A 21,137-nucleotide genomic window follows, 5' to 3' on the forward strand; every position below is an offset into this window, starting at 1 on the left:
TTCATAGAACGTTTGGAAGTAAAAACAACACGCCTGCCGGCGGCACCTATGCAGGAAATGACGTCTTTTGCAACAGCGAACATCTTTACTGCGTCATCAGAAAAGACATCATCCCCCGCATAGGGAAGCAACCGCAAAACATGCCCGAACCTCTACTTTAGACATGTACGGTTTTGGGGAGGACGTCAGTCATGGTGACGAAGTGTGCCAAAAAAAAGATCATTGTTAATAAACGTGGGAGGAATCGGAGGTATTGGGCGTTTTAAAATATATTTGTCGTGCAGCGGCTTCATATTCTCTTTGGCATAACCGTCTTTGTAAGGATTATTGTGATATCCGCAGTTTATTTCTCTATCGCATTTCCCGTATTGTTCGGGCAAATAATTGTCGGTTGTTCTGTCGATATAACGCACAAATGATTTTTGTTCACCGCAATTTGGACATTTGAATTTTTTATGTGGCTTTCTGTTGTCTAGTGTGTATGTGTATGCCATAGAAAAGTTGTTTTGAAGTTTCACTTTTTCACTTTTTCATTACCCTCAGTGTGGTCTAAGTATTTTGTCCGAGTAAAGTGAAAAGGTGAAAAAGTGAAAAATATTTAGACCTATTGTTTTAAAAGGGCGGGGTTATTGTTTCTATAAGAAAGGCCGCCGCACCACCGCCAAGCCTTGTTTTTTCAAATCCCTTGCTTTCCAGCCTTTTCGAGAATTTATGTTTGCTGAGATGCTTACATCCATCGTCATCGCAGAATTGCATATAATCTTTGAAGAGGTCGATGAGTGCAACTTTATTTGTGGATGACGGTTTATAGTAACGCTCAGCAATAAACAATGCAACGTTGTCTGATTGTTGCATGAATTGTTCAAGTGCAGTTTTGGATTTTTCGCTTTCGGTAAATCGTTTTTGACCCAATATTCTTTTTAAACCAACCAGTAACCAGTTAAATACGCCCGCTAATTCGTTTTGAATGATATTATCAGCAAGGAAAATGTTTCGCCCGTCCTCAGGTATTTTTACGTTAAATGGAACTATCAAATATCTCCTGAAATATGCGTCCGTGTGTTCTGTTTCTTTAGGGAGTTCATTGGCATTGATTATAAATTTGACCTTATTGTGTAAAGTGAAGCTTTTGCCATACGGTTCACGAGCTTGCAATGGCTCTCCTGTAACTAATGCCTTAAAGGTGTCATAATTTAAATCCGTTCCTTTTTCGCTGCTATAATTCAAAAGTACATTTGTCAGTTTTGCACGATTATACTCATGGGAAAATGAGTTCATAGTAAAATTCAATACATTTTCCCGACCCAACAGAGCGCATAAAATATTAAAAAATACACTTTTTCCGTTTGCTCCACTGCCTATCAAAAGGAGCATTTTCTCTAAATTGAGTGTAGTGAAAATGTATCCCGAAAATTCCTGCAACACGTCTCGACTTTCTTTGTCCGGTAATACTTTTTTTAAATAGCTATCGAAGGTCGGACAGGTAGCATTTTCATCATACGCAAAAGGAAGTTGGTAGGTTAAAAAATCTTTTGAGTTAAATTCTCTTAATCTGCTTCTTTCGTTTGTAACTTCAAAAGTTCCGTTTCGTAAATTGATGAGGATCTTTCCTTGAGTTGTTGGTGGTGGCGGCAGGTGGGCATCTGTTAAAAACTGTTTTAGTAATTTGTCCTTAAACTCGAAATGTCTTGATTCGTATTCAGGACTGCCCATTTTTATAGCAACCTTCCCCAAAAAAGATTTGATTTCTTCTTTGTCAAATTGTTGCCAATATGCGCCGTTGTATACATAGGTGTAATCGTAAACCTTAGATAGATTCCATTGGAATTTTGACGCGATCTCCAAAAGCCTTTTTATGATAGCTACTATTATATGCTTCTGCTTTACATCTTCATCTTCTGGTAATTCTAAATATTCTCTAAAATTTATTGGTTCGATTTGTTCGAGTAATTGGTTTAGAACGTCACTATGATTAATTGGCTTGGTCGAACCTTTTTCAATACAGTTTTTTGCTTCTTTGTGAAAGTCATCCAAATTAAATTTGGGATTTAGCCCGTTTACATTCGCTTGTTCCATTATGCGCTTACCGTTTTGTGGTTATAATTTGCGATAACGCATTTTGGATATCAGCTTCCTTGTATAGGACTCTGTTGCCTATGCGATGAGCTATTATTTTCCCCGACTTTGTGTATTCGTTGAGGGTTGCAAGAGTAATGTTTAATCTTCGCGCTGTTTCCTTACGCGTGCAAAGCGCATCAGTCGTGGACTGTTGCTGCGTGGGTTGAGGAGGAGTGCTGATCTTGTGTTCTATATCAGCTATTTTTTTGAGCAATAGTGTAAGTCCGGCAGGAACTTGCTCCAACGATGTGATGTCTATATTTTCCATCTGAATGTGTCGGCTTTTGTCTTCGACACAACAAACGTAGGCGGGGCATTTTGGGGCATTTCGGGGCAATAGTCCCTATTTTGCCCTATTATAGTCTCGTTTCGCTTTCTCCAAATATTGGTCGGCCGTATAACGCTCCTTCGGCTCGTTCGTATTGGAGCTGAGTACTCTAATATTTCCGCTAACTTCTCTCTCTGTGGAGCCAAGCCAGTTGGCAATCGCTTTATACATTGCACTTTTTGTCGCGAACACCTCGCTATCTAAATAGGCAATAAATCCTAAGAGATGAAACATCGCAATTTTATAGGGTAGCTTACTGTTTACTAATATTGACGGTAAATCAGCGCTATTTCTCATTTCCTTTACCATTGGTAAGTCGAAAAAGCGATGAATATCCAGGATTTCTTTTAGCTTCTCCGTATTAGTTTGTACGTGATCCTTTTCGGGTTCCTTGACTTTTGCTTCATCAAATGTGCTGTATTCTTTATGTTCTTTAACGTATTCAACAGTGTCGTTGATTTTTTTGAGTTGCCACTGAAAATCGTAGTCGTCGAACGGCCTTAGAAACTCGGACAACTGTCTTAAGCTGTGTTTTGCGTTTGCCAGAATCAGTAATTTATTATTGTAAGCCGAAGTTTCGTCGACGCTTTTGAAGAAACCTTCTAATATTAAGTCTGCATAATAGTTAACGTGAAACTTTCTGCTCTCACCTGTGTCTTTTCTAGTGATCTCTATTAAATGTTCCTGAACACTATCACGAATGTCGGCAGGTATTTTTAGATATTCTTCCTCAGATAACGATGGGACAGGGTATTTTTCTGAAATACTACCTGCTATAAAATCTGAATCACTTAGGTTCATCTTCATTAGATAGCAATTGTTTTAGGCAGATTGTCTTCTTGATCTTTCCACATGGTTTGTAATATTTTAGCATGGTCGTCGGCGGCAACCTTTATATATTTCATAAAGGCACTTTCTGTTTGGTGTCCGGTGATAGCCATGATTGTTATCGCAGGTACTTTATTAAGGTACTGATTTGTAGCAAAGCTGCGGCGGGCTGTGTGTGTTGTTATCAGTTTATATTTCTCCAAAGATTGGGTCACTAGCTGACCACCCTTAGTACCTTTAATACAGACTTTCTTTTTTAATGCATCTACCTTAGCGCAAAGGTCTTTTAGTGCTTCGTTGGTTTTTTGATTACTTTTCGCTGGAGGTAATTGACCGCTGTATTTTTCCATGATTTGCTTGACTGTTTTGTGGAGCGGTATTACCACCGTTTGACCCGTTTTTTGTGCGGTAATAGTAATCATGCCTTCATTGATATGTTCAGGGGTAAGAGTCGAAAGATCGCTAAATCTTAGTCCTGTATAACAGCCGATTAAAAACAAATCCCGTGTTGTGTCAAGACGGAGATTATCAGCAAGGTCTAGGTCTGCTATCAGTTTTAGCTCATATTCTGCCAAATATACCGTGTCAGCATTTTCTTTGATAGTTATAAAATCGCTGCTCTTATATGCTGGGTTCACAGCGATCCCGAAGTTATTTTCGGCATCCCGTAAAACAGTCTTAATTGTCTTTACGTGTTTGCCGATATAGTTGGTTGATAGTTTGAGCGTTAAAGTCAAATACTTTTTGAAATCAACGTAAAAAGCCATGTCAATATTCTCAAAGTCGACTTTCTTTTTACTGTGTGTCTGGTAATTTTCCAGACAGGTCTTTGTAGTTTCATATGTTCTAACCGTACCCGCGGTAATAGGTTGTCCTTTCTCGCTTAACCTCACGCCATTACTACTTCGTTCGATGAAATCGACAAAGAATTTAAAGAAGGTCATACGTTCAACATTGTCGCCTTGTTTGAGTGCAGAATCAAGTAATTGTTTCAGCACTTCAGGTGGCGGGTATGTGCTATTGTTGTCGTTGTAATATTTCCTGACCACATCCTCGATTGCTGAAATGTCATTTTTCAGGCGGTTGTTGAACTCAGGAAATTGGGGGAATTTTGAAGTTTCTTTTGCTTTATGATCCTTGCTATTCCAGTATTTAGGATTTATGGATTCGTCAAGGTAGTATTTCAGACGGTATCCGGCATAGCTAATACGGGCAAATATTGCAGTGTCATTTGGGGATACTGTTCGTTTTCCGTTTGTAATAACGGTCGGGCGTGCTAAATACAACTTCACCTTCATAGCTCTCGTTTTTTTTGACGCTGTAAAAATAAAGCAATATTCAATTGTGGTACACTATGTGGTACACTTTTTTTATACCATTATATTTTTTTGTTCGCCTTTATACTTTTCATCTTTACGAAATACAATACTGTAAAGCGTTTCAGTGTAAAATGGGGTATAGTCGAGAAAATGCAAATATAGGTCGGTCGAATCCGTCCTCGACCTCAGCAAAAAAGCTTCAGATTTATTTCTGAAGCTTTTTTATTTGTACCATGGCTGCTTTTACCCTTATTCCCTAAAGGAAAGTTCTATCGCGGGTCCGCTAATTGAGCGATTAGAAAGACGACATCCGGCTGTATTATTTCTTTGTCAATTTTGTTGAAACTTCAGTGTTCATGAAACGTTTCATTTGTCGACTGTTCCCATCAACTGGTCGTCAGCTGAAGTATTGGTGTTTTTTTCTTCCTGGATAAAAAGAAACAGAAACATTTTTTTGCCGACGGTCAAAATCTCCGGATCGGAAAATTTTTTAGGTTCATCCAGCCTCAGATAATGATGCAGCTGTCCGATGAGTGCTTTTCCCTGCTCATAATCAGTAAGCGGAAAATAGTAAGTTTCGCCGTGACCATATAGTTGATAGTACCTTTCTTCTGCCGCCTCAATATTGGTTGTAATGATAAAGCGCAGTGAGAAAAATTGCTGTTGCAACAATTCGATGTTTGTCGTATTGCCGTAATCGGATTGTTTATCCCACGAACCAAAACTGATCTTATGCAATATGTCTAATAAGGCGACCATGGGTGTTCTGATTTTATGTGAAAAATTCCAAATAATCGCGCCACTAATAAATTGTTTTCGTTTTAAGGTTTGAGAAAAATTGTATTTACATAATGAAAGCGGTAGTAGTTATTTTATTTCAATTGTTGCCTCAGAAGCCTGCAAGGCAATATCATCCTCTTGTGCGTCTACCACACCGGTTGCCGTGTATTTGCCCTTCGGAAGGTCGTCTGGCAATGTAAAGTCCATATATCTTTTCTGGTTTGGAAAGAGCGGAAATTCTATGCTCGGGATGGTAATGCTACTTCCCGTAGTCAAAGAACGCAGCTCAATAAAACTTTTGCATTCCAGTTGTGTTTCTCCCGTATTCTGCGCGAGAATCCTGTATTTATTCTTTTCGCCCGTTACCGAAGTAAAGCTGAGCATTTTTACGTCTTTTTTATCTGCGAGCGCTGGCGGTGTCTGCAGAATATGAATGCCTACACGCATAATTGCACGCACATGTGCTCTGGATGAATCAGATGGTTTGTATGCTTTATTTTCTGCCACCGATTCTATAAATGCCAGACACCATTTCATCTCTTGTACGGCGCTGTCGTTGTCAGGCACCTTCATCCGTACCAGAAACTCACCGGTTTTACCCGGTTCTATTTCTATCAGATCTTTATTAAACGACATCCATTTGGCACAGGAGCGGGGGAATGTACCTGGCTCAGCATAGGTATGTCCGCCGGTACTGTCGCGCATCCAATCCATAAAGCGCGCCTTAAACTGCATCGTCGTGCTAAAATTGTTGGTTACATAGATCGGTTGATAAGCGGTTTCTCCTTTTACCAGATGAAAATCGATGCGTACTGGTTTCACTGCTACGCCAATTGATCCCTTTTTTTTCGTGGTGTCTGTCGCTGGTGCATTCGATGGTGTCGGGGCTTGAGCGGCACAAATAGCAGTATTACATAGTAATGCCACTATGGCCCAAAATTTTGCTTTTTTCATGGGGGAATTATTTAATATATATAACAAAAATACATAATTTTGGGATGTAAAACCCACCATCATGAAACGATTTATAGCACTCTTATTAGTATTTTATTATTCGGGTAGTATTCTGGCTCAAAACAATTTGGACGACAATGCTATCACTGTTATGCCCAATAATAATATCAACTTTTCCTACCAGTCAATCGACGACGTTTTAACCGATAAAGTAATTGACAACGCCGTTTCTGTTTCTGTGAGTTCAAAGAAATCGAAATGTCTGATATATGCGCAGGTAGTTTTTACCGGTGCAGATCAAAGTGAAGCTATGGCCCGTCGCATTTGCCTGAAACTAAGAAATAGCACCTCTACCAATTTCAGTCCGGTCAATTATGCCAGTCCGGTGGCTTTGTCGATTCAACCTGTATTGCTTTTTGAGCAAGACAAGGCAACTAATCTCAACTTATTCAATTACGATGTGGTCCTGAAAAAGCAAACAGGTTTTGATAAAACCGGCAGTCACAATTTTACGATCACTTTTTCCCTTGTTGAACCATGAAAGCCTGCATCTTTTTACTTTCCTGTTTATGCGCCGGATATTTTGCCGCCGGCCAAAAAACGCTTACCGCTTCAGTGGCGGGCAGTGTAGATACGCCTCCGCTGCAATCGCTCACCATTACTATGCTCAATGAGCATCTCGTCAATTTTGGAAACCTGGAAGATTATAAAACGGGCAAGGTTGTTCCGTCTTACTGCGAGCTGCGGGTGCGATGTAATTTTCCCTGGCAGGTGACTGCGGCGCTCAATGGAAATTCTGTGTACGATGTATATCAAAATGCATCGCCAACGGGTTTTATTAGCATAAAGCCAGCCAACAGCAGTAATTATATTCCGCTGACTAATTCGCCTGTAAAAATACTCCAGAGTGATAATGTCAATATTGAAAACACTTACCGGATGGATGTGAAAGTGTTGCCAGATCTGAATTTCAAGGATGGTGTTTACGATATCAATTTGTCGTTTGTGCTCAGTGCGCAGTAACTGGTCAGGAGTTTTTAAGTATATAACGTCCATCCATTTTGTCAATATGGAAATAAAAAATAGAGTCGCGTCAGCGGCTCTTTTTTTTGCGCTTCTCTCTCAAAGGCGCATAATAAGGTTGTACTGCTCACTATACTGAAGTGTGGAGGTCTTTCAATTGATTCGTATCGAATGTTTCATTGGCTTTTGATTGTAAAGGGAAAATAGCGTCCACGATGAATATGTCTAATTGGATGCTTTCTATGTCTTTTTGGACCCTTAAAAAAAAGTATTCAATGTGAATTTTGCCATACAAATCTCAGCAATGAATCAGGCTAGCTAATGACAAGGTTAAGCTGCATGATCATCGTCAGGTTTTAATGATGTATGGTTTAATTTTTAAATAACGTTTATGACAATTACCAATTTTTTTAAAGGCAAGTGCAAAAATGCTTTATCCTTTCGAACGATGACCAAATTCAGCGGTTTGGCAGCGTGTCTTTTACTCGCTGATTATGGTGCTAATGCACAAATTAATTTGTCCGACATTACACCAGGAAGCGTTACGGTGGATGTTTCAGGTACGGGAACAACAACCAGCAGCTCAACGCCTGTAGACAATAGCGCTACAACAAGTCAGGTACTCAATGCCAATGGTACTATCACGATTGATCTTGGTTCTGCCAAGGTAGTTCAGGGGTATAGTCTTACTAACGGTGGCTGGATAAATTATCCTTCTGATTGGACTATTCAGGGATCTAATAATGCTACCAGCGGTTTTGTGACATTAGATACGCATACAGGCAATACCTGGGAAATGGATGGCTCCCGCAAGTTTTTTGCTGCCAACAATAGCACCGCCTACAGATATTATCGTTTTGTAAATAATGCGAGTACGCAGGTGGGTATATACGAGATCGAGTTATTTCAGAATTTCTCAATCCGGGGTACAGTGTTTCAGGACTACAATCTGAATGATGTACAAGATGCAGGTGAGCCAGCTGTTGTCGGCACTACGGTATGGCTGAAGCAGCTTTCTAATGCGACGCCGATCAGTACCACTGTGACAGACGCCACTGGCGCTTTTCAGTTTCCTGGCAGCGCAATTGACGGACAGGAACGTTTTTCTGTAATCGTACAACCGCAGGGAAATCTCCTGCCAAGATCAGAGCGCTTAGCATACACCTGGCCTAAAAGCTGGGCAGACGGTGTTGTTATGTTTGCGAATATATATCCTTTGCAGGATGCAAACCCTTATTCTCAAAGTGGCGTAGTGAATTTTGGTCTTTTGCCTAATACGTCTTCCTATGTGAGCGAGGTAACGCATGCTAATCCTAACCTGATCACCAATGAGCATAATGGCACTTTTGGTACTTCGGATTCTACTGGTACAGGATTTATGGACTTGCACCCGAATGCTATTTCCTTCAATTATTACGATCCTAGACCAGATATGTTCCCTAATGTAACGGATTATGTGATGGGGAGTGATTATTCCTACGAGAATTCAATTGCCAGCGGCAGTATGTTACAGGCAGAGGCAACTTATACGGTTACTGATATGCGCGGAACTACAATACTGGAAACCCTGGACGGTGGTTCCGGTTCACAGAGTATGACTCAAATTTTGAACAGTACTTCCTGGGGATGGCGCTATTCGGTTGGTGCTACTAACGGTGCATGGAATGATCGTTTTATGGCATTGAACGGTAATGCTGCAGCGCCGATAAGCTCTGCCGAAAATATATTCTCTGATACAGTAACGCTGGTGCAAAATAAAAACTATTCATTTGGTCTTTATGGAAAGGGCGCAAACAAAACTTATCAGGGTGCACAGTTTGCAGTACCTACTAAATTGCGTTATTCCCTGATTAATTTAGCAACGGGCGATACTGCAGCGATAGGCTATATGGTAGTACAAACCACTACTTCAAACGCATCAGATAGTATCAACCTCGGTTGGAACAGGGTTGTTACCAACTTTACGGCAACTGCAGCGGGCAATTATGGTGTTTATTATCAAACTTATGCTAATGGTACTGCAGGAAATGACGCTTATCTGGATAATTTCTTTTTGCGTCAGGCTTCTTATCAGATTTCGGGTACTGTTTACAATGATGCTAATGGAATGAGTAATGGTGTTATTGATGGTACGCCTATGAATGCAATGGCCGGAACGCCAGTATACGCTTATCTGCTGGATCCGTCAACAAATCAGGTAGCAGGTATTTCCAATGTTGCCAGTGATGGTACTTATATGTTGTTTGCACCGGATGTTGACAAGTCTTACCAGGTTGTCATAAGTACACAGGTGCTGAATAGTGGCGATATTTATGGTACAATGAATACGCCGTCCGGCTGGAATTTTGTAGGAAGTAACACCGGTGTGAATAATACTTCGGGCAATAATGTGAGCAGCGCTGCTACCAGTGTAACTGTCTTTGCGGTTAATCCGTCCAGTGATGTTACCAATGTGAATTTTGGTTTTATACAAGGTGCTCCTTTGCCAATAATTCTTAAAGATTTTACTGCTTCAAAAAATGGCTGTGCCGCACGCCTGGATTGGAATACAGCTTCTGAAGTAAACGTGAAAAATATCCAGATTGAAAGAAGCAGCAACGGCGGTGATTTTGCTACTATTGCTACTGTACAGCCAAATGGCGGTGGACATTATACCTACGCAGATGATCTGGGAACAGGACGCTATGGTTACCGTCTGAAGGTTAATGATTATGACGGAACTTACTTTAATAGCTGGGTTGCTACAGTAACGCTCGCTTGTGATCAGCATGTTCAGGTATATCCTACCAGCACAAGTGGTATCGTTTACGTAACAGGTGCGAATGCAGGTGCGGTGATTAATGTTTATGACGCTGCAGGCCGCACTGTAATTACTACAAAAGCTAACAGTCAGAAAACGACGTTGTCGCTGAGCGGTCTCCCTTCCGGAACCTATTTTGTAGCGCTTATTGATGGCAATCAACTGGTGAAACAAACAACTATAATAAAGGAATAGTTATAGAAAAAAAGAACCGGATATTAGATATATAGATTGGATAGAGCGGTCCCGGCAATTTGCCGGGACCTTATTTTTATTTTAACGTTTTCTTGCAAAATCCGGCATTGTCCTTGTTTTACTCATTTGTATCAAAACACATCAATATGAGTAAATTCCTCAAAGAACCAATTCCGTCCGCAATCTTTAACAGTGCAATGACTGACATTAGCGCGCTGAAAGTGCAGGTTATGCAGTATTCCGTAGCCCTTGCATCTTCTGAAAAGCAGCGGATGCGCGTAATGGCGGAAGGACGCGAAGGTTATGTCCGTTTGTTATCGCGGATTGCGTTGTCACATGTCGACAGCCTTTCTCGAAATGATGATCCTGCCCAACTGATTGCCGCCCTCGATTATGACCAGCAGTTGGAGGATCTTCGTCAGTTGCTCATGAGTGTCTCGGAACAGATCAGCAATATACAGGCTGCAAACAGCAATGACATTATGATCCTCTCCGATCGCTATACCGCATCATTGCAGGCCGGACGCACCACCAACAGTGCACTTGATACGGCGATGCATGAAATTGATGACTGGAATAAACGCTATGGCTCTCGTAAAGCTGACGATAATCCGACTCCGGATACACCGGCAAGTACGCCACAGTAATCTGAATAAATACCTGGCCTGGGCCTCCGCAGTTTGCGGGGGCTTTTTTTTGCTCCGCCTAGTGAATCACGAAGTGGACCTTATGCTGTAAGTAGGTAGACCTCGTGAATCAGTAGGTCGACCTCGTAAAACACAAGGTCGACCTGGTATCTAAACAAAGTGGACCTCGTGAATCAGTAGGTCGACTTCGTAAAATACAAGGTCGACCTGGTATCTAAACAAAGTGGACCTCGTGATTCGGTAGGTCGACTTCGTAAAATACAAGGTCGACCTGGTATCGGGACAAGGTGTACTTAGTGATTTAGTATGTCGACCAGATAAATCACGAGATCGATTTCGTAAAAGGCTAGCTCGCCTTATAGATCAATAAGTTCGGCAATCGGAATCTTAAAATCCGCCCTTTTGGATTATTATTATGCCTGTTTAGACTGTTTAGTTGAATTGATTAGAATGAATTTTACATCATGAGAAAGCAAATGAATTTAGTCGGAAGTTTGGGCTTGCAGATTGTATTCTTCTTATTCGCCAGCTACATTGCCAATGGGCAAGGGAAGACAACGATTCTGAATTTTACAGCGGCGGCCAACGGCTGCGACACTCATTTGGACTGGAATACGGCGTCTGAAACGAATGTGAAAGATATTCAGATCGAAAGAAGCAGCAACGGCGGCAAGTTTGTAACGGTAGCCACCGTACAGGCATCCGGCGGCGGGCACTACGCGTATTCGGAAGATGGTCTTGGTACAGGACGTTATGAATACCGGTTGAAACTTAACGGGAAAGACGGGAAATTTTTAAATAGTCAGACTGCTGCAGTTTCGCTGACCTGTGACCGCAATGTTCAGATAGCTCCGCTGCGCACCACAGGTTTTATATCTATCTCTGGCGGAAATGTGGGTAATGTAATCCATGTTTATGATTCTGCCGGTCGTAGTGTGCTGAAAGCGGAAGTCACCGGTCCGAGAACGGAAATGTCGTTGAAGTCATTGGCTCCGGGTACCTATTTTATTGCCGTTATTGAAGGTGATCAGATATTGAAACAGGAGACGATCACTAAGGAGTAAGTCAAAACCTTTGTCATGGGCTTTGCTTGTGTTGCTACCGTGGTGAGTGGAGTCGAATCATTGTTTATTGCTCCTCCATCGAGTGTTAGAGGAGGTTTTTGAAAGTTGGGCTAAGACTAACCCAACTGTGTTTGCCTTAGGAATTAGCCAGGAATAGCTTCCAAAGTCAAACCCCCGATTCTTAAAATAGAAAGCTAGGTTGTAGTCAGCTATTGTTATGTTATTTATTGAATGTTAATGCCAGGATATGTTGGAGTGCTCATAGAGTCGAAGTGGTGATCTGATATCGCGTTTGACGTACTTGCTGTGGGAGGCTGTAGCAAGAAATTAATAAGGCCGGCTAAGATTAGTCAGCCCTGTTACGAAAGCTAAAATTCTATAACATTATATAAACCCACACCTCAAGTGATCAGTTATTTTTCGTTATTGATGTTCGATTTGATCTTGTTTACTTTCCTTGCCTTTTGCTTCACATGAAAAATGATATTAGCAGTCGGATTGTGCACCAGATCGGCAGAGTAGGACATTTGCACCGGTTTGAAATTATCGTCGAAAGCTTCCGGATTCATGCTCACTACATAAGTGTTTTCTGGTACGGTCAGAATATAATTGCCATCCTCGTCAGTAAGCGTCGTAAATTTTTCTCCTGCAGAATCTATAGCGGTAATGCGTAGCCTGTCTTTGGTAAAAGTGCTGCTGCTGAGGCTGTCAAATGTGATGTATACATAGCCTTTGATCACTTTCCCCTTGTTGAATGGAATTTCATATTGCGTGTTGCCCGCCACAGTTACCGTTTGCCGGAAACCGCGCGATGGAATAAGTCCGTTGGCGCTATTGGCCAGGTTATGGAAATCCAGTGTATAAGTGCCTTTCTCAACATTTCTGTATACGGCAATTCCTTTATTATTCGAAAGGAAAGACATCGCGTCGATATCTACACGCGCGTCCTGCACCACCGGGTCGCCTTCATCTTTTTTACCATTACCGTTTTTGTCTTCAAATATGATCATTGAAAGGTCGTAATACTTGCGCTGCGTGATAATCGGCACATTCAACATTTTGCGCACTGTGAGCGTACCGTAATTGGAGGTGATACTTTCGGTATTCAGAAAATAATTGCCGTAGAGCAGTATATCTAGTCCGTGCGATGGATTGGAATAAGAAAGGGATAATAAAAATGATTCGGTAAGGTTAAGGTTTTTTAGCTGCGTTGCTTTGTAATAGTTGAACTGCAGTCTTGCCTGCAGTTTCTGGTGCAGAAAAGAATGATAGACATAAGGTGAAAACGAAACAACATCGCGATAGCCCATTAGATACAGGCTGTCCTGGTTTTCGAAATTAGGCAGATAGGGCATTTTATTTAGCATGAGATTGAGGCCGCCCCAGCGTGTCTGGAAGCTTGCACGATTAGCGTAGTAGAGTACTTTTTCGTGATAAAGGCCAAAATTATCATTGTAGTTAAGGATCGAATTGATACTGATGGAGCCGACATTTTTCAAGCGGTAGTTCAGATCCAGCGTGCCTGATTTATAGAGTGGGAGATTGGCTGAAATAAGTCCTGTAGCCGTTGAATAGCCGCCGCCTACTGCTATTCCAAACGATTTATAAGAATATGCCAGTCTTCCGCCGAAATTGGTATTGTTATACAGAAAACGGTTGTCATAATACACACTGTCGATAAAATAAGTCTGCCGGGTAAAATTGGAATTATAGTAGCCCGAGATTGTAAGATTGCGACGCAGGTTGTAGCTCAGCACGTGCGACTGGCTTCGCCAGCCTTTATAAATGCCCGGATAACTGCTGCTGTTCATCAGCACATCTGATGTAAATGACCATTTGCGGCGTATATACGCAAAGTTGTATCCGGCGGAATAGCCAGGCTGATCGTTCGCTGCTTTTTCAAGAACATTGGTAAAATGATCGATGCCGATGCCGCCGGTTACCCGAAAATGTATACGTTCCGTATTGATCAGATTAGCAGTGTTGAGAAACAGGTAACTGTTCACTTTCGCTACCTGATCCTGGTTTACAGCGGCGAGTGTGCTGAGTAAAACTTTTTTCACCTTGTAGCGGATTTCACCCGTAAGCAGTTGGCCGCGTTGTGCACCCGGAATGGATTGCCAGTTGGTAATAGCCATTACAGATACACCTTCATAGTCGTTTTTGTGGTAAGTCACCTGCGCACCGAGCCCGTTGGTGTAAAAATTTCTAAAGTCAGAAAGCTGACCTACCATCATGTCCCATTTGTTGTGTTTGTAATACACAGAAAATACATCGCGCTGTATACCGGCTATGCCGTATTGCCGGCTGTGGTAGTTTACGTTCAGGGAATTGTTGTTGTCAAACTGGTAGGCTGCATTAAAGCCCCAGTAGTACGAATGCTGCATGCCGCTGGAAATATAGCCCGCCTCCAGCATCACAGGGAAAGTGGCGAATGCATTCTGGTGCATCATTTTATGATTGGTCACTTTGCTGATAGAAAATGAGTACGACTGGTAATTGGTATCGTTACCGATGCGGCTGATAATGCGCTCGGTGCTGATATCGTGGAGCAAAATCAGCGGAACAGTGTATTTAAAATAGACAATTGTGTCTTTGAGCGGAGGTAAAGACAGTTTTATTTTCTTGTCTAGCTGAAAGAAGCGGCTGGAATAAGCGATGTAAAAATTATTGGTGATGTTGCCTGTATTTTTGATGCGCAGGCCCATATTTACTTCACGGTCATCTTTGGAAACGACAAAATCACGTTGTACGGGCACAATAATCAATTGCTGTACCGGTAATATTTTCACCCAGAAATTATAGGAAAAGACGGCTGCCGGATTTTTGAGCCTGATATCCAGCTTTACTTCTTTCATGTCGGCCAAAGTAGTTTTGTCTACACCGAGTGTTATCGGAACGACCTGATTTTCGCCCGGGTTGAGTTCTACTACTACATCGTTCTGGGAAATGAGATTAATACCTTTGGGAACGTCAAGATGCAATACCAGGCTGAGGCGTCTGTTGTAAATATTGACGATAGTGATGTTGTTGCGCATGAAAGCGTTTTTCTCTGCGCTCACAACATACTCTTTGTAATCAAGATGCACATATGGGTTTTCCTGTGCAGCGAAACAAGGTATATTGAAACACAGAAGAACGGTGATAGCATAAACTATCAACCACTTTTGACATGGTGGGGGCGCTTTCATTGTTTCGTTTCAATAAGGGTAACGGCTGGCGTTGCTTTCGTTCGATTGCTTTCTGGCTGAATTGCCGATGTCTGATTTTTCGGGCTACTGTTATGCCTCCGGAGTTATAAAAAGCAGCGTGTTTTGATCCCAGGCTGCTTAAACGTCTTACAACTTTACGATTGCACAACTTTACAAATCCTAAAAATCAGACATCAGAAATCAGTTAATAAAAACTGTGATAGGAGGGAATGTTTCTTAATGAGGGAGAAGGGAATGTATCAAGAGAAATAAAGCGCTCCTGCTTTCAGGGAGCGCTTTATTTTTTAAATCCTTATTGTTGAATGGCTACATAAACTACGTCGATATTGTAATCACCGTTTGGAGTGCCTACAGGAATTGGACCAGTGCTCAGTTTTACTTTTGCCTGGTGTGTTAAGAGGCTTGCAGGGCAGTTTTGGATGATTTTTGTACCTGCAGTAGCTGTAGTGTTACCAGTTCTTTGACCTACGCTTAAACCTGGAGCTGCGCTAAATCCTGATACGATAGAGCTACCAACGCCCATGTTGTTCAGTGTTACTTGTTCTTTGAGCAAGCTTGCAGGAATAGAACCGCCGCCGCCAACTCTTGTCAGATTTGCGCCAATAGTACCGCTCCAAATGTCAAATGCTTTAGTTGATGCGATAGAAAAAGTAGATTCGCCAAGAGAAAGTCCACCTGCCCAGTCAGCAATAGTGTTTGCACACACTTGCATGTCATTGCAGTTATCGCAGTGCATTTCGAGCACATTTGCGAGACTAACGGTTACGTGAGTAGTACAGTAGTCATAAGTGTTTGCTGTACAGCCTGTACATTGTCCAGCTTGAGCGTTTGCGGCAGATACGCCTGCTACAGCGATAAGCGCTGTAAGGATAAGTTGTTTCATGTTTCAATAGTTTTGGTTAAACAATGAGATACAAACATACAAACTTTTTAATATGTGATATCAATTGTACCTCATTTAGTTACTAACAGGAAACATGTAGCTACAGGCTTTGTAATCATTTGTGTACGAGGCTACTACCCGGATCGTAAAATATAGATGGAATTTATCGAAATTTTACGATTAACGACTGGTTAACCAAATGAGAAGCTAAAAATTACCGTTTCGTATCAAAAAACTGTGTGAGCGTCGCACTATACTTCCATGCGGAGGCCTCGTAACTGATGTCGAAATATGGAGAAGAATAGTAGTAGGCGTTCTTCGGTTTCTTCATTTTATAACCTGGATTTTCCGTTGATCCATAAGCCTTAAAGGGGTAGCCAGAGCGAAGTACTTCAAATTCATGATTCATCACATAAAATGAAGGTGTTTGGGTTGCAACATCCTGATGCTGTTTGTATTGCTCCGTATTAGAGTAGATAGTTGTTGTATCCGGTGTATTGGTCATGATACCATAGCAACCTACGAAAAAGCCAGTGTCTCCTGCATGCAAAACAGAATTGGACACAGGCTTGAATGAACTGTCGAGTAAAACGCCTTCAAATTGAAGCGCTTCTATTTTTGACTGGTTGGTGTCTACGAAAAAATAAACGGGACAAAAATGGAAATTATCAGTAAAATCTACAACGATTTTGTGCTGCACTTTTGTCACCGCGTCCTGAAGCAAAGAAAGCCTTTTCTGGTCGTGTGCGGCAATCAGGGCTTTCTTACGATTTGTCTCGGAAGGAATGATTACCAGTAATGCTTTCGGAGGAACCTCATTCTTGGCATGTTTGCGGGTAAATATTTTGTCCTGCGCAAAAGTTGGTGCCGGAAAAAGAAGTAGGGTTACGATCAGAAAGCAATACCGGATCATAAGCGAGTTATTTTTTAGGTATGTAATAATCGAAAAACAGGTGATTCAATGATTTGGCTGAGCGAACATAATCGATCGAAAAGTCGCTGGAACTGTAATTATATCTTGCGTCGCGGAGCGAACCGATGAAAACATTCATATCCCGGTTACGACCAACAAAAAAACGCTGTATTTCACGCTCATCGCTGGTAGTTACCACAAAGCCGGTTGCGGTTGCCGTGCTTTTGGCATGGCCGTAAGAAGTACCGTATACTTTATCGTATTGCAATGAAGCAGGCGCATTTGGATCATCGGTCTTAACTGGCTGATATTTAGCCAGACCTGTAAACCCAAAATAGCCGATAAAATAATTACCGCTTACAGAAGCCAGTTTTTCACTATTTACCGGTTTGTGGTGGGCATCCATCAATACACTCAGGTCGCCGTCTTTCAAACGGTTCAGGTTACTGTCGGCGAAATAATAAACCGGGCAGAATTTAAAATTGTCAGTGAAATCATTCATCATGACCTGTGCTGCGTTGCCAGAGGCATTTTGCAGTCGGAAGAGGCCACTGGTATCGCCTTTCTTTTTCAGATAACCTTCGCGTACCATTTCTGTATTCAACTGAATAAACAGTGCAGCCGGGGCTACACGCGGACTTTTTGTTTTGGCAAAAATATTGTCAGAAAAAAGGAATAAAGTGCAGAACAGCGCCATTGCGCTTAGACGGAAATTCATAATGCAATATTATAAAAAAAACATCTCCGGCGGATACCGGAGATGTTGCAGAATTGTCAAAAATTGCTTGTGCAGCGGCTTTTATTGGCCTTGTTGCTGCTGTTGCTGCTGGAACGCCTGCATATTGATTTGCTTGCTTACTTTCTGAGCCAGCATATTTACTTTTTGTTCCAGTTCTGTAGCTGTGGCGTTATCGCCGGAACCTTTTGCCATATTACCCAGCATGCTCATGATGCTGATATCGCGTTGTACATCGCTGGCCATAGATTCTTTCGCATCATCTTTCAGCGTCAGGATCCAGTTAACGTCAGCTTCCAGGTTTTTCACCAGCTTCATTGTGATTTCGCGGCCTTTTTTCACATAACCGATCTGGTAACAACCACCTGCCATGAAGTAAGCAGAAGGATCGAAACCTTGCAGCAAATACGGGTTGTACGCGTAAGCAGCCTGCGTGATGTTTTTATCTACCACATCCATTACAGCTTCTGCATCTTTCTGACGGTTCTGTCTGGAAAGTTCAGCTGCAATGCGGGAAACGTTATTGCGGTAAGACGTAAACATGATTTTGTTTTTCTCATCGAAGTAAACGTCGTTACGTTCGCCGCCGCCCCAGCGGTAAGTTTTAGTAAAGAGATTAAAGCTCTTGTCTGCATCAACGAAGCCCATTTCGCCACGTTGCGCAGAAGCCGCAGCATTTGCAGGATCGACCACCTTGTACGGAACGAGACGGTAAACCATACCTTCCATTTTCAGATAATCCTGCATGCCCTGATAGTTATCACCCGGAAGACCACCACCGAAGTAAATCGGACGAGTCCAGCCTTGCTGTGCGATTGCCGCAACGATGTTCAGTACGGTCAGATCACTTTTATCAGCATAATCTTTACCCATTGTAAACTTCATTTCGTTTGTGATACGAGCTGTATCTTCTGCTTTCGCCATGCCGTTTTTCACGAGCTCAGCTTTGGAAAGCGTCGGTACATAGAAGTTTTTAGTCGGGATATAGTTGGATGTTTCGCCATCGGCAGATACCTGTACTTTACTGTTCGGATCATCGCTGATCATGAATTTACAGATATCGGTCAGGTTGATGTACTGATTTTGCGGGATCTGCGGATTTGGCATTACGCGGAGGAAGTTTCTGCGATCTCCTACATAATGTTGTTTTTGCCACATCATCGGCACCACATCTGCTTTATTAATTTTATAATTCAGTTGGTCAATGTACCAGTCAATACCGAGGAGACTCAGGTTTACGATACGGACATCGGAGCGTACGCCTTCAATTTCCTGAAGATACCACAACGGATAAGTATCGTTATCACCGAATGTAAACAGGATTGCATTTGGTTCGCAGGATTCCAGCACGTTGTAGGCGCTGTCGCGAGCCAGGTATTTTTTAGAACGGTCGTGATCATCCCATTCTTTTGCAGCCATCAGCACAGGAACGGTCAGTAAACACAGACCAGTTGCGAGATACGCAGAAGAAGCACCTTTTACTGCACGTTGCATCCATTCTGCCACCATCAGCACACCCAGACCAATCCAGATTGCATAAGCGTAAGTAGAACCGGCATAAGCGTAGTCACGTTCACGCGGCTGCAGCGGAGTATTGTTGAGGTAAAGCACCACGGCAATACCAGTAAAGAAGAACAGCAGGAATACAATGATACCATCTTTGCGGTTGCGGTTGAACTGGTAAACCAGACCGAGAATACCCAGGATGAATGGCAGGAAGTAGAGCTCGTTACGTGCTTTGTTGTTGCTCATGCCATCGCCCATTTTGTCGATATCGCCACGGCCGAAGAACTGATCGATTGGTTTGATACCGGAAATCCAGTTGCCGGCGCGCGCGTCACCCTGGCCTTCCACATCATTTTCACGACCTACGTAGTTCCACATAAAGTAGCGCCACCACATCCAGTTCAGCTGATAATTAAAGAAGAATTTAAAGTTATCGGCAGAAGAAGGATCATCATTTGGACCAAGACCGAGATAATTCCGGTAGAACTGTACGTGGCTTGGGTCGTTATTATCCCAGATACGCGGGAAGAAACGGCCACCGTCAAACTTAGGTTCGATTTTTTTACCTACAGCTTCGTAGTAGTCTTTACCGTTCTTTTTAGATTTATCGTAAGTGTTACCTTTTTTGTCATAGCCAGTAACCGGCGTATTAAAATCAGGGCCGAAAAGGAGCGGCTGCTGACCAAACTGATCGCGGGAAATGTATGAAGTAAGGCTCATTGCGTTGTCCGGATTCGTCATGTCGATAGGTACATCGGCGCGGGAACGGATGATGGCAGTGAGGTAAGAAGAGAAACCAATAATTACGAAAGTGATACAAAGCACTCCCGTATGCAACAGGTAGTGACCTTTTCTTTTTGCCCAGATGAGCAGCCATACCAGCAGCGCAACGATGAGGAGGATCAGGAATACAGCGCCGGTATCGAACGGCAGACCGAAGCCATTTACAAACATCAGATCGAACTTGGAAGCCAGTACAGGGATACCTTGCAGGATACCGAACTGAACGAGTGCCAGGAACACACAACCAATCAGGAATGCACCGATAGCGCCTGTTGTGGTTGGTTTGTAACGTTTGAAATAGTATACCATTGCCAATGCCGGGATCGTCAGGAGGTTGAGCAAGTGCACGCCTACGGAGAGACCCATCATATAGCAAATCAGTACCAGCCAGCGATCGGAGTATCTTTTATCAGCAATGTTTTCCCATTTCATGATCGCCCAGAATACAAAGGCAGTAAAGAAGGAAGACGTCGCGTAAACCTCTGCTTCAACGGCAGAAAACCAGAAAGTATCAGAGAAAGTATAGGCCAGTGCACCTACCATACCAGCGCCCATAATGAGCGCGATATTCTTGCCATCCGGTTCGTCACCTTCTTTTACCATCAGCTTTTTAGCGAGGTGAGTGATCGTCCAGAACAGAAAGAGGATCGTTAATCCACTTGTGAGTGCAGAGAATGAGTTAATGAGTACTACCGCTTTGGCAGAAGGTTGAGCTGTCATAGCACCTCCAGTAAACAAACTGAAGAAACGTTGCAGTAACATGAAGAAAGGTGCGCCCGGTGAGTGACCTACTTCTACCTTATAGGCACAGGAAGCGAATTCGCCACAATCCCAAAAGCTGGTTGTGGGTTCCATAGTAAGTAGGTAAACAATGTAAGCAATAGCGCCTGTAAGCCAACCCATAAGGTTGTTAATCTTGCGATAGTTCATTCAGCTTTTATTTGACGGCAACAAAAATAGAAAAATCACGCTATGCGCAAAACTTTTATTAGAGGCTTATTTCAGGGCAATAATGAGCGGATAATCAATATTGGGGATAATAGTGGTG

Annotated in this window: 17 protein-coding genes; 5 read left to right on the forward strand and 12 right to left on the reverse strand. The window is 42.4% G+C overall.

Annotated elements, in window-relative coordinates:
- Window positions 1–185: 185 nt before the first annotated feature.
- The 7 genes from DN068_RS00325 to DN068_RS00355 all read right to left on the reverse strand — a co-directional run bounded on the left by DN068_RS00325 (window position 186) and on the right by DN068_RS00355 (window position 6,327).
- Window positions 186–494, reverse strand: coding sequence for a PG0870-related protein (locus DN068_RS00325; RefSeq protein WP_110996884.1), 309 nt, complete (start codon window positions 492–494; stop codon window positions 186–188).
- A gap of 118 nt (window positions 495–612) precedes the next feature.
- Window positions 613–2,076, reverse strand: coding sequence for a DNA primase family protein (locus DN068_RS00330; RefSeq protein WP_110996885.1), 1,464 nt, complete (start codon window positions 2,074–2,076; stop codon window positions 613–615).
- A gap of 7 nt (window positions 2,077–2,083) precedes the next feature.
- Complete coding sequence (locus DN068_RS22455) at window positions 2,084–2,386, reverse strand: helix-turn-helix domain-containing protein (RefSeq protein WP_110996886.1); 303 nt, start codon at window positions 2,384–2,386, stop codon at window positions 2,084–2,086.
- Between the two features lie 75 nt (window positions 2,387–2,461).
- On the reverse strand, window positions 2,462–3,253 hold the full coding sequence (locus DN068_RS00340; RefSeq protein WP_110996887.1) for a hypothetical protein: 792 nt from the start codon (window positions 3,251–3,253) through the stop codon (window positions 2,462–2,464).
- A complete protein-coding gene (locus DN068_RS00345) occupies window positions 3,253–4,572 on the reverse strand; it encodes a site-specific integrase (protein WP_110996888.1) in 1,320 nt (439 codons plus the stop codon). Before DN068_RS00345 ends, DN068_RS00340 begins: the two co-directional genes overlap by 1 nt.
- Window positions 4,573–4,959: 387 nt before the next feature.
- Window positions 4,960–5,352, reverse strand: a complete 393-nt coding sequence (locus DN068_RS00350) for a hypothetical protein (RefSeq protein ID WP_110996889.1) — start codon at window positions 5,350–5,352, stop codon at window positions 4,960–4,962.
- A gap of 108 nt (window positions 5,353–5,460) precedes the next feature.
- Window positions 5,461–6,327: a hypothetical protein gene (locus DN068_RS00355; RefSeq protein ID WP_110996890.1), complete on the reverse strand. Its 867-nt coding sequence runs from the start codon at window positions 6,325–6,327 to the stop codon at window positions 5,461–5,463.
- A 61-nt stretch (window positions 6,328–6,388) separates the two neighbouring features.
- Here DN068_RS00355 and DN068_RS00360 point away from each other — a divergent pair, with 61 nt between their 5' ends.
- From DN068_RS00360 to DN068_RS00380, 5 genes are all read left to right on the forward strand, one after another.
- A complete protein-coding gene (locus DN068_RS00360; RefSeq protein WP_110996891.1) occupies window positions 6,389–6,868 on the forward strand; it encodes a hypothetical protein in 480 nt (159 codons plus the stop codon).
- Entirely contained in the window at window positions 6,865–7,350 is a 486-nt protein-coding gene (locus DN068_RS00365; RefSeq protein WP_110996892.1) for a hypothetical protein, read from the forward strand. Before DN068_RS00360 ends, DN068_RS00365 begins: the two co-directional genes overlap by 4 nt.
- A gap of 466 nt (window positions 7,351–7,816) precedes the next feature.
- Window positions 7,817–10,345 carry a T9SS type A sorting domain-containing protein gene (locus DN068_RS00370; protein ID WP_207798822.1) on the forward strand — a complete coding sequence of 843 codons (2,529 nt, stop codon included), beginning with the start codon at window positions 7,817–7,819 and terminating at the stop codon, window positions 10,343–10,345.
- A gap of 146 nt (window positions 10,346–10,491) precedes the next feature.
- Window positions 10,492–10,992 carry a hypothetical protein gene (locus DN068_RS00375; RefSeq protein WP_110996894.1) on the forward strand — a complete coding sequence of 167 codons (501 nt, stop codon included), beginning with the start codon at window positions 10,492–10,494 and terminating at the stop codon, window positions 10,990–10,992.
- 464 nt (window positions 10,993–11,456) lie between these two features.
- Window positions 11,457–12,056, forward strand: coding sequence for a T9SS type A sorting domain-containing protein (locus DN068_RS00380; protein ID WP_110996895.1), 600 nt, complete (start codon window positions 11,457–11,459; stop codon window positions 12,054–12,056).
- Window positions 12,057–12,469: 413 nt separating this feature from the next.
- Here the strand turns inward: DN068_RS00380 and DN068_RS00385 are convergent, their stop codons facing one another.
- The 5 genes from DN068_RS00385 to DN068_RS00405 all read right to left on the reverse strand — a co-directional run bounded on the left by DN068_RS00385 (window position 12,470) and on the right by DN068_RS00405 (window position 21,019).
- The gene (locus tag DN068_RS00385; protein ID WP_123985168.1) at window positions 12,470–15,094 is read right to left on the reverse strand and encodes a hypothetical protein; all 2,625 of its coding nucleotides are present in this window, start codon (window positions 15,092–15,094) and stop codon (window positions 12,470–12,472) included.
- A 466-nt stretch (window positions 15,095–15,560) separates the two neighbouring features.
- The gene (locus tag DN068_RS00390; RefSeq protein WP_110996897.1) at window positions 15,561–16,151 is read right to left on the reverse strand and encodes a hypothetical protein; all 591 of its coding nucleotides are present in this window, start codon (window positions 16,149–16,151) and stop codon (window positions 15,561–15,563) included.
- Between the two features lie 214 nt (window positions 16,152–16,365).
- On the reverse strand, window positions 16,366–17,064 hold the full coding sequence (locus DN068_RS00395) for a hypothetical protein (RefSeq protein ID WP_110996898.1): 699 nt from the start codon (window positions 17,062–17,064) through the stop codon (window positions 16,366–16,368).
- A 7-nt stretch (window positions 17,065–17,071) separates the two neighbouring features.
- The gene (locus tag DN068_RS00400) at window positions 17,072–17,782 is read right to left on the reverse strand and encodes a hypothetical protein (RefSeq protein ID WP_123985169.1); all 711 of its coding nucleotides are present in this window, start codon (window positions 17,780–17,782) and stop codon (window positions 17,072–17,074) included.
- A gap of 81 nt (window positions 17,783–17,863) precedes the next feature.
- On the reverse strand, window positions 17,864–21,019 hold the full coding sequence (locus DN068_RS00405) for a glycosyltransferase family 117 protein (RefSeq protein WP_110996900.1): 3,156 nt from the start codon (window positions 21,017–21,019) through the stop codon (window positions 17,864–17,866).
- Window positions 21,020–21,137: the final 118 nt, after the last annotated feature.

It is taken from the genome of Taibaiella soli (genome assembly GCF_003236175.1).
Lineage (GTDB): Bacteria > Bacteroidota > Bacteroidia > Chitinophagales > Chitinophagaceae > QKTW01.

Coding starts and splice junctions, on each gene's coding strand:
- DN068_RS00395 (WP_110996898.1), bottom strand. CDS start 17,064: ATGATCCGGTATTGCTTTCTGATCGTAACCCTACTTCTTTTTCCGGCA.
- DN068_RS00325 (WP_110996884.1), bottom strand. CDS start 494: ATGGCATACACATACACACTAGACAACAGAAAGCCACATAAAAAATTC.
- DN068_RS00380 (WP_110996895.1), top strand. CDS start 11,457: ATGAGAAAGCAAATGAATTTAGTCGGAAGTTTGGGCTTGCAGATTGTA.
- DN068_RS00385 (WP_123985168.1), bottom strand. CDS start 15,094: ATGCGCAACAACATCACTATCGTCAATATTTACAACAGACGCCTCAGC.
- DN068_RS00390 (WP_110996897.1), bottom strand. CDS start 16,151: ATGAAACAACTTATCCTTACAGCGCTTATCGCTGTAGCAGGCGTATCT.
- DN068_RS00375 (WP_110996894.1), top strand. CDS start 10,492: ATGAGTAAATTCCTCAAAGAACCAATTCCGTCCGCAATCTTTAACAGT.
- DN068_RS00400 (WP_123985169.1), bottom strand. CDS start 17,782: ATGAATTTCCGTCTAAGCGCAATGGCGCTGTTCTGCACTTTATTCCTT.
- DN068_RS00405 (WP_110996900.1), bottom strand. CDS start 21,019: ATGAACTATCGCAAGATTAACAACCTTATGGGTTGGCTTACAGGCGCT.
- DN068_RS00355 (WP_110996890.1), bottom strand. CDS start 6,327: ATGAAAAAAGCAAAATTTTGGGCCATAGTGGCATTACTATGTAATACT.
- DN068_RS00360 (WP_110996891.1), top strand. CDS start 6,389: ATGAAACGATTTATAGCACTCTTATTAGTATTTTATTATTCGGGTAGT.
- DN068_RS00330 (WP_110996885.1), bottom strand. CDS start 2,076: ATGGAACAAGCGAATGTAAACGGGCTAAATCCCAAATTTAATTTGGAT.
- DN068_RS00340 (WP_110996887.1), bottom strand. CDS start 3,253: ATGAAGATGAACCTAAGTGATTCAGATTTTATAGCAGGTAGTATTTCA.
- DN068_RS00365 (WP_110996892.1), top strand. CDS start 6,865: ATGAAAGCCTGCATCTTTTTACTTTCCTGTTTATGCGCCGGATATTTT.
- DN068_RS00350 (WP_110996889.1), bottom strand. CDS start 5,352: ATGGTCGCCTTATTAGACATATTGCATAAGATCAGTTTTGGTTCGTGG.
- DN068_RS22455 (WP_110996886.1), bottom strand. CDS start 2,386: ATGGAAAATATAGACATCACATCGTTGGAGCAAGTTCCTGCCGGACTT.
- DN068_RS00345 (WP_110996888.1), bottom strand. CDS start 4,572: ATGAAGGTGAAGTTGTATTTAGCACGCCCGACCGTTATTACAAACGGA.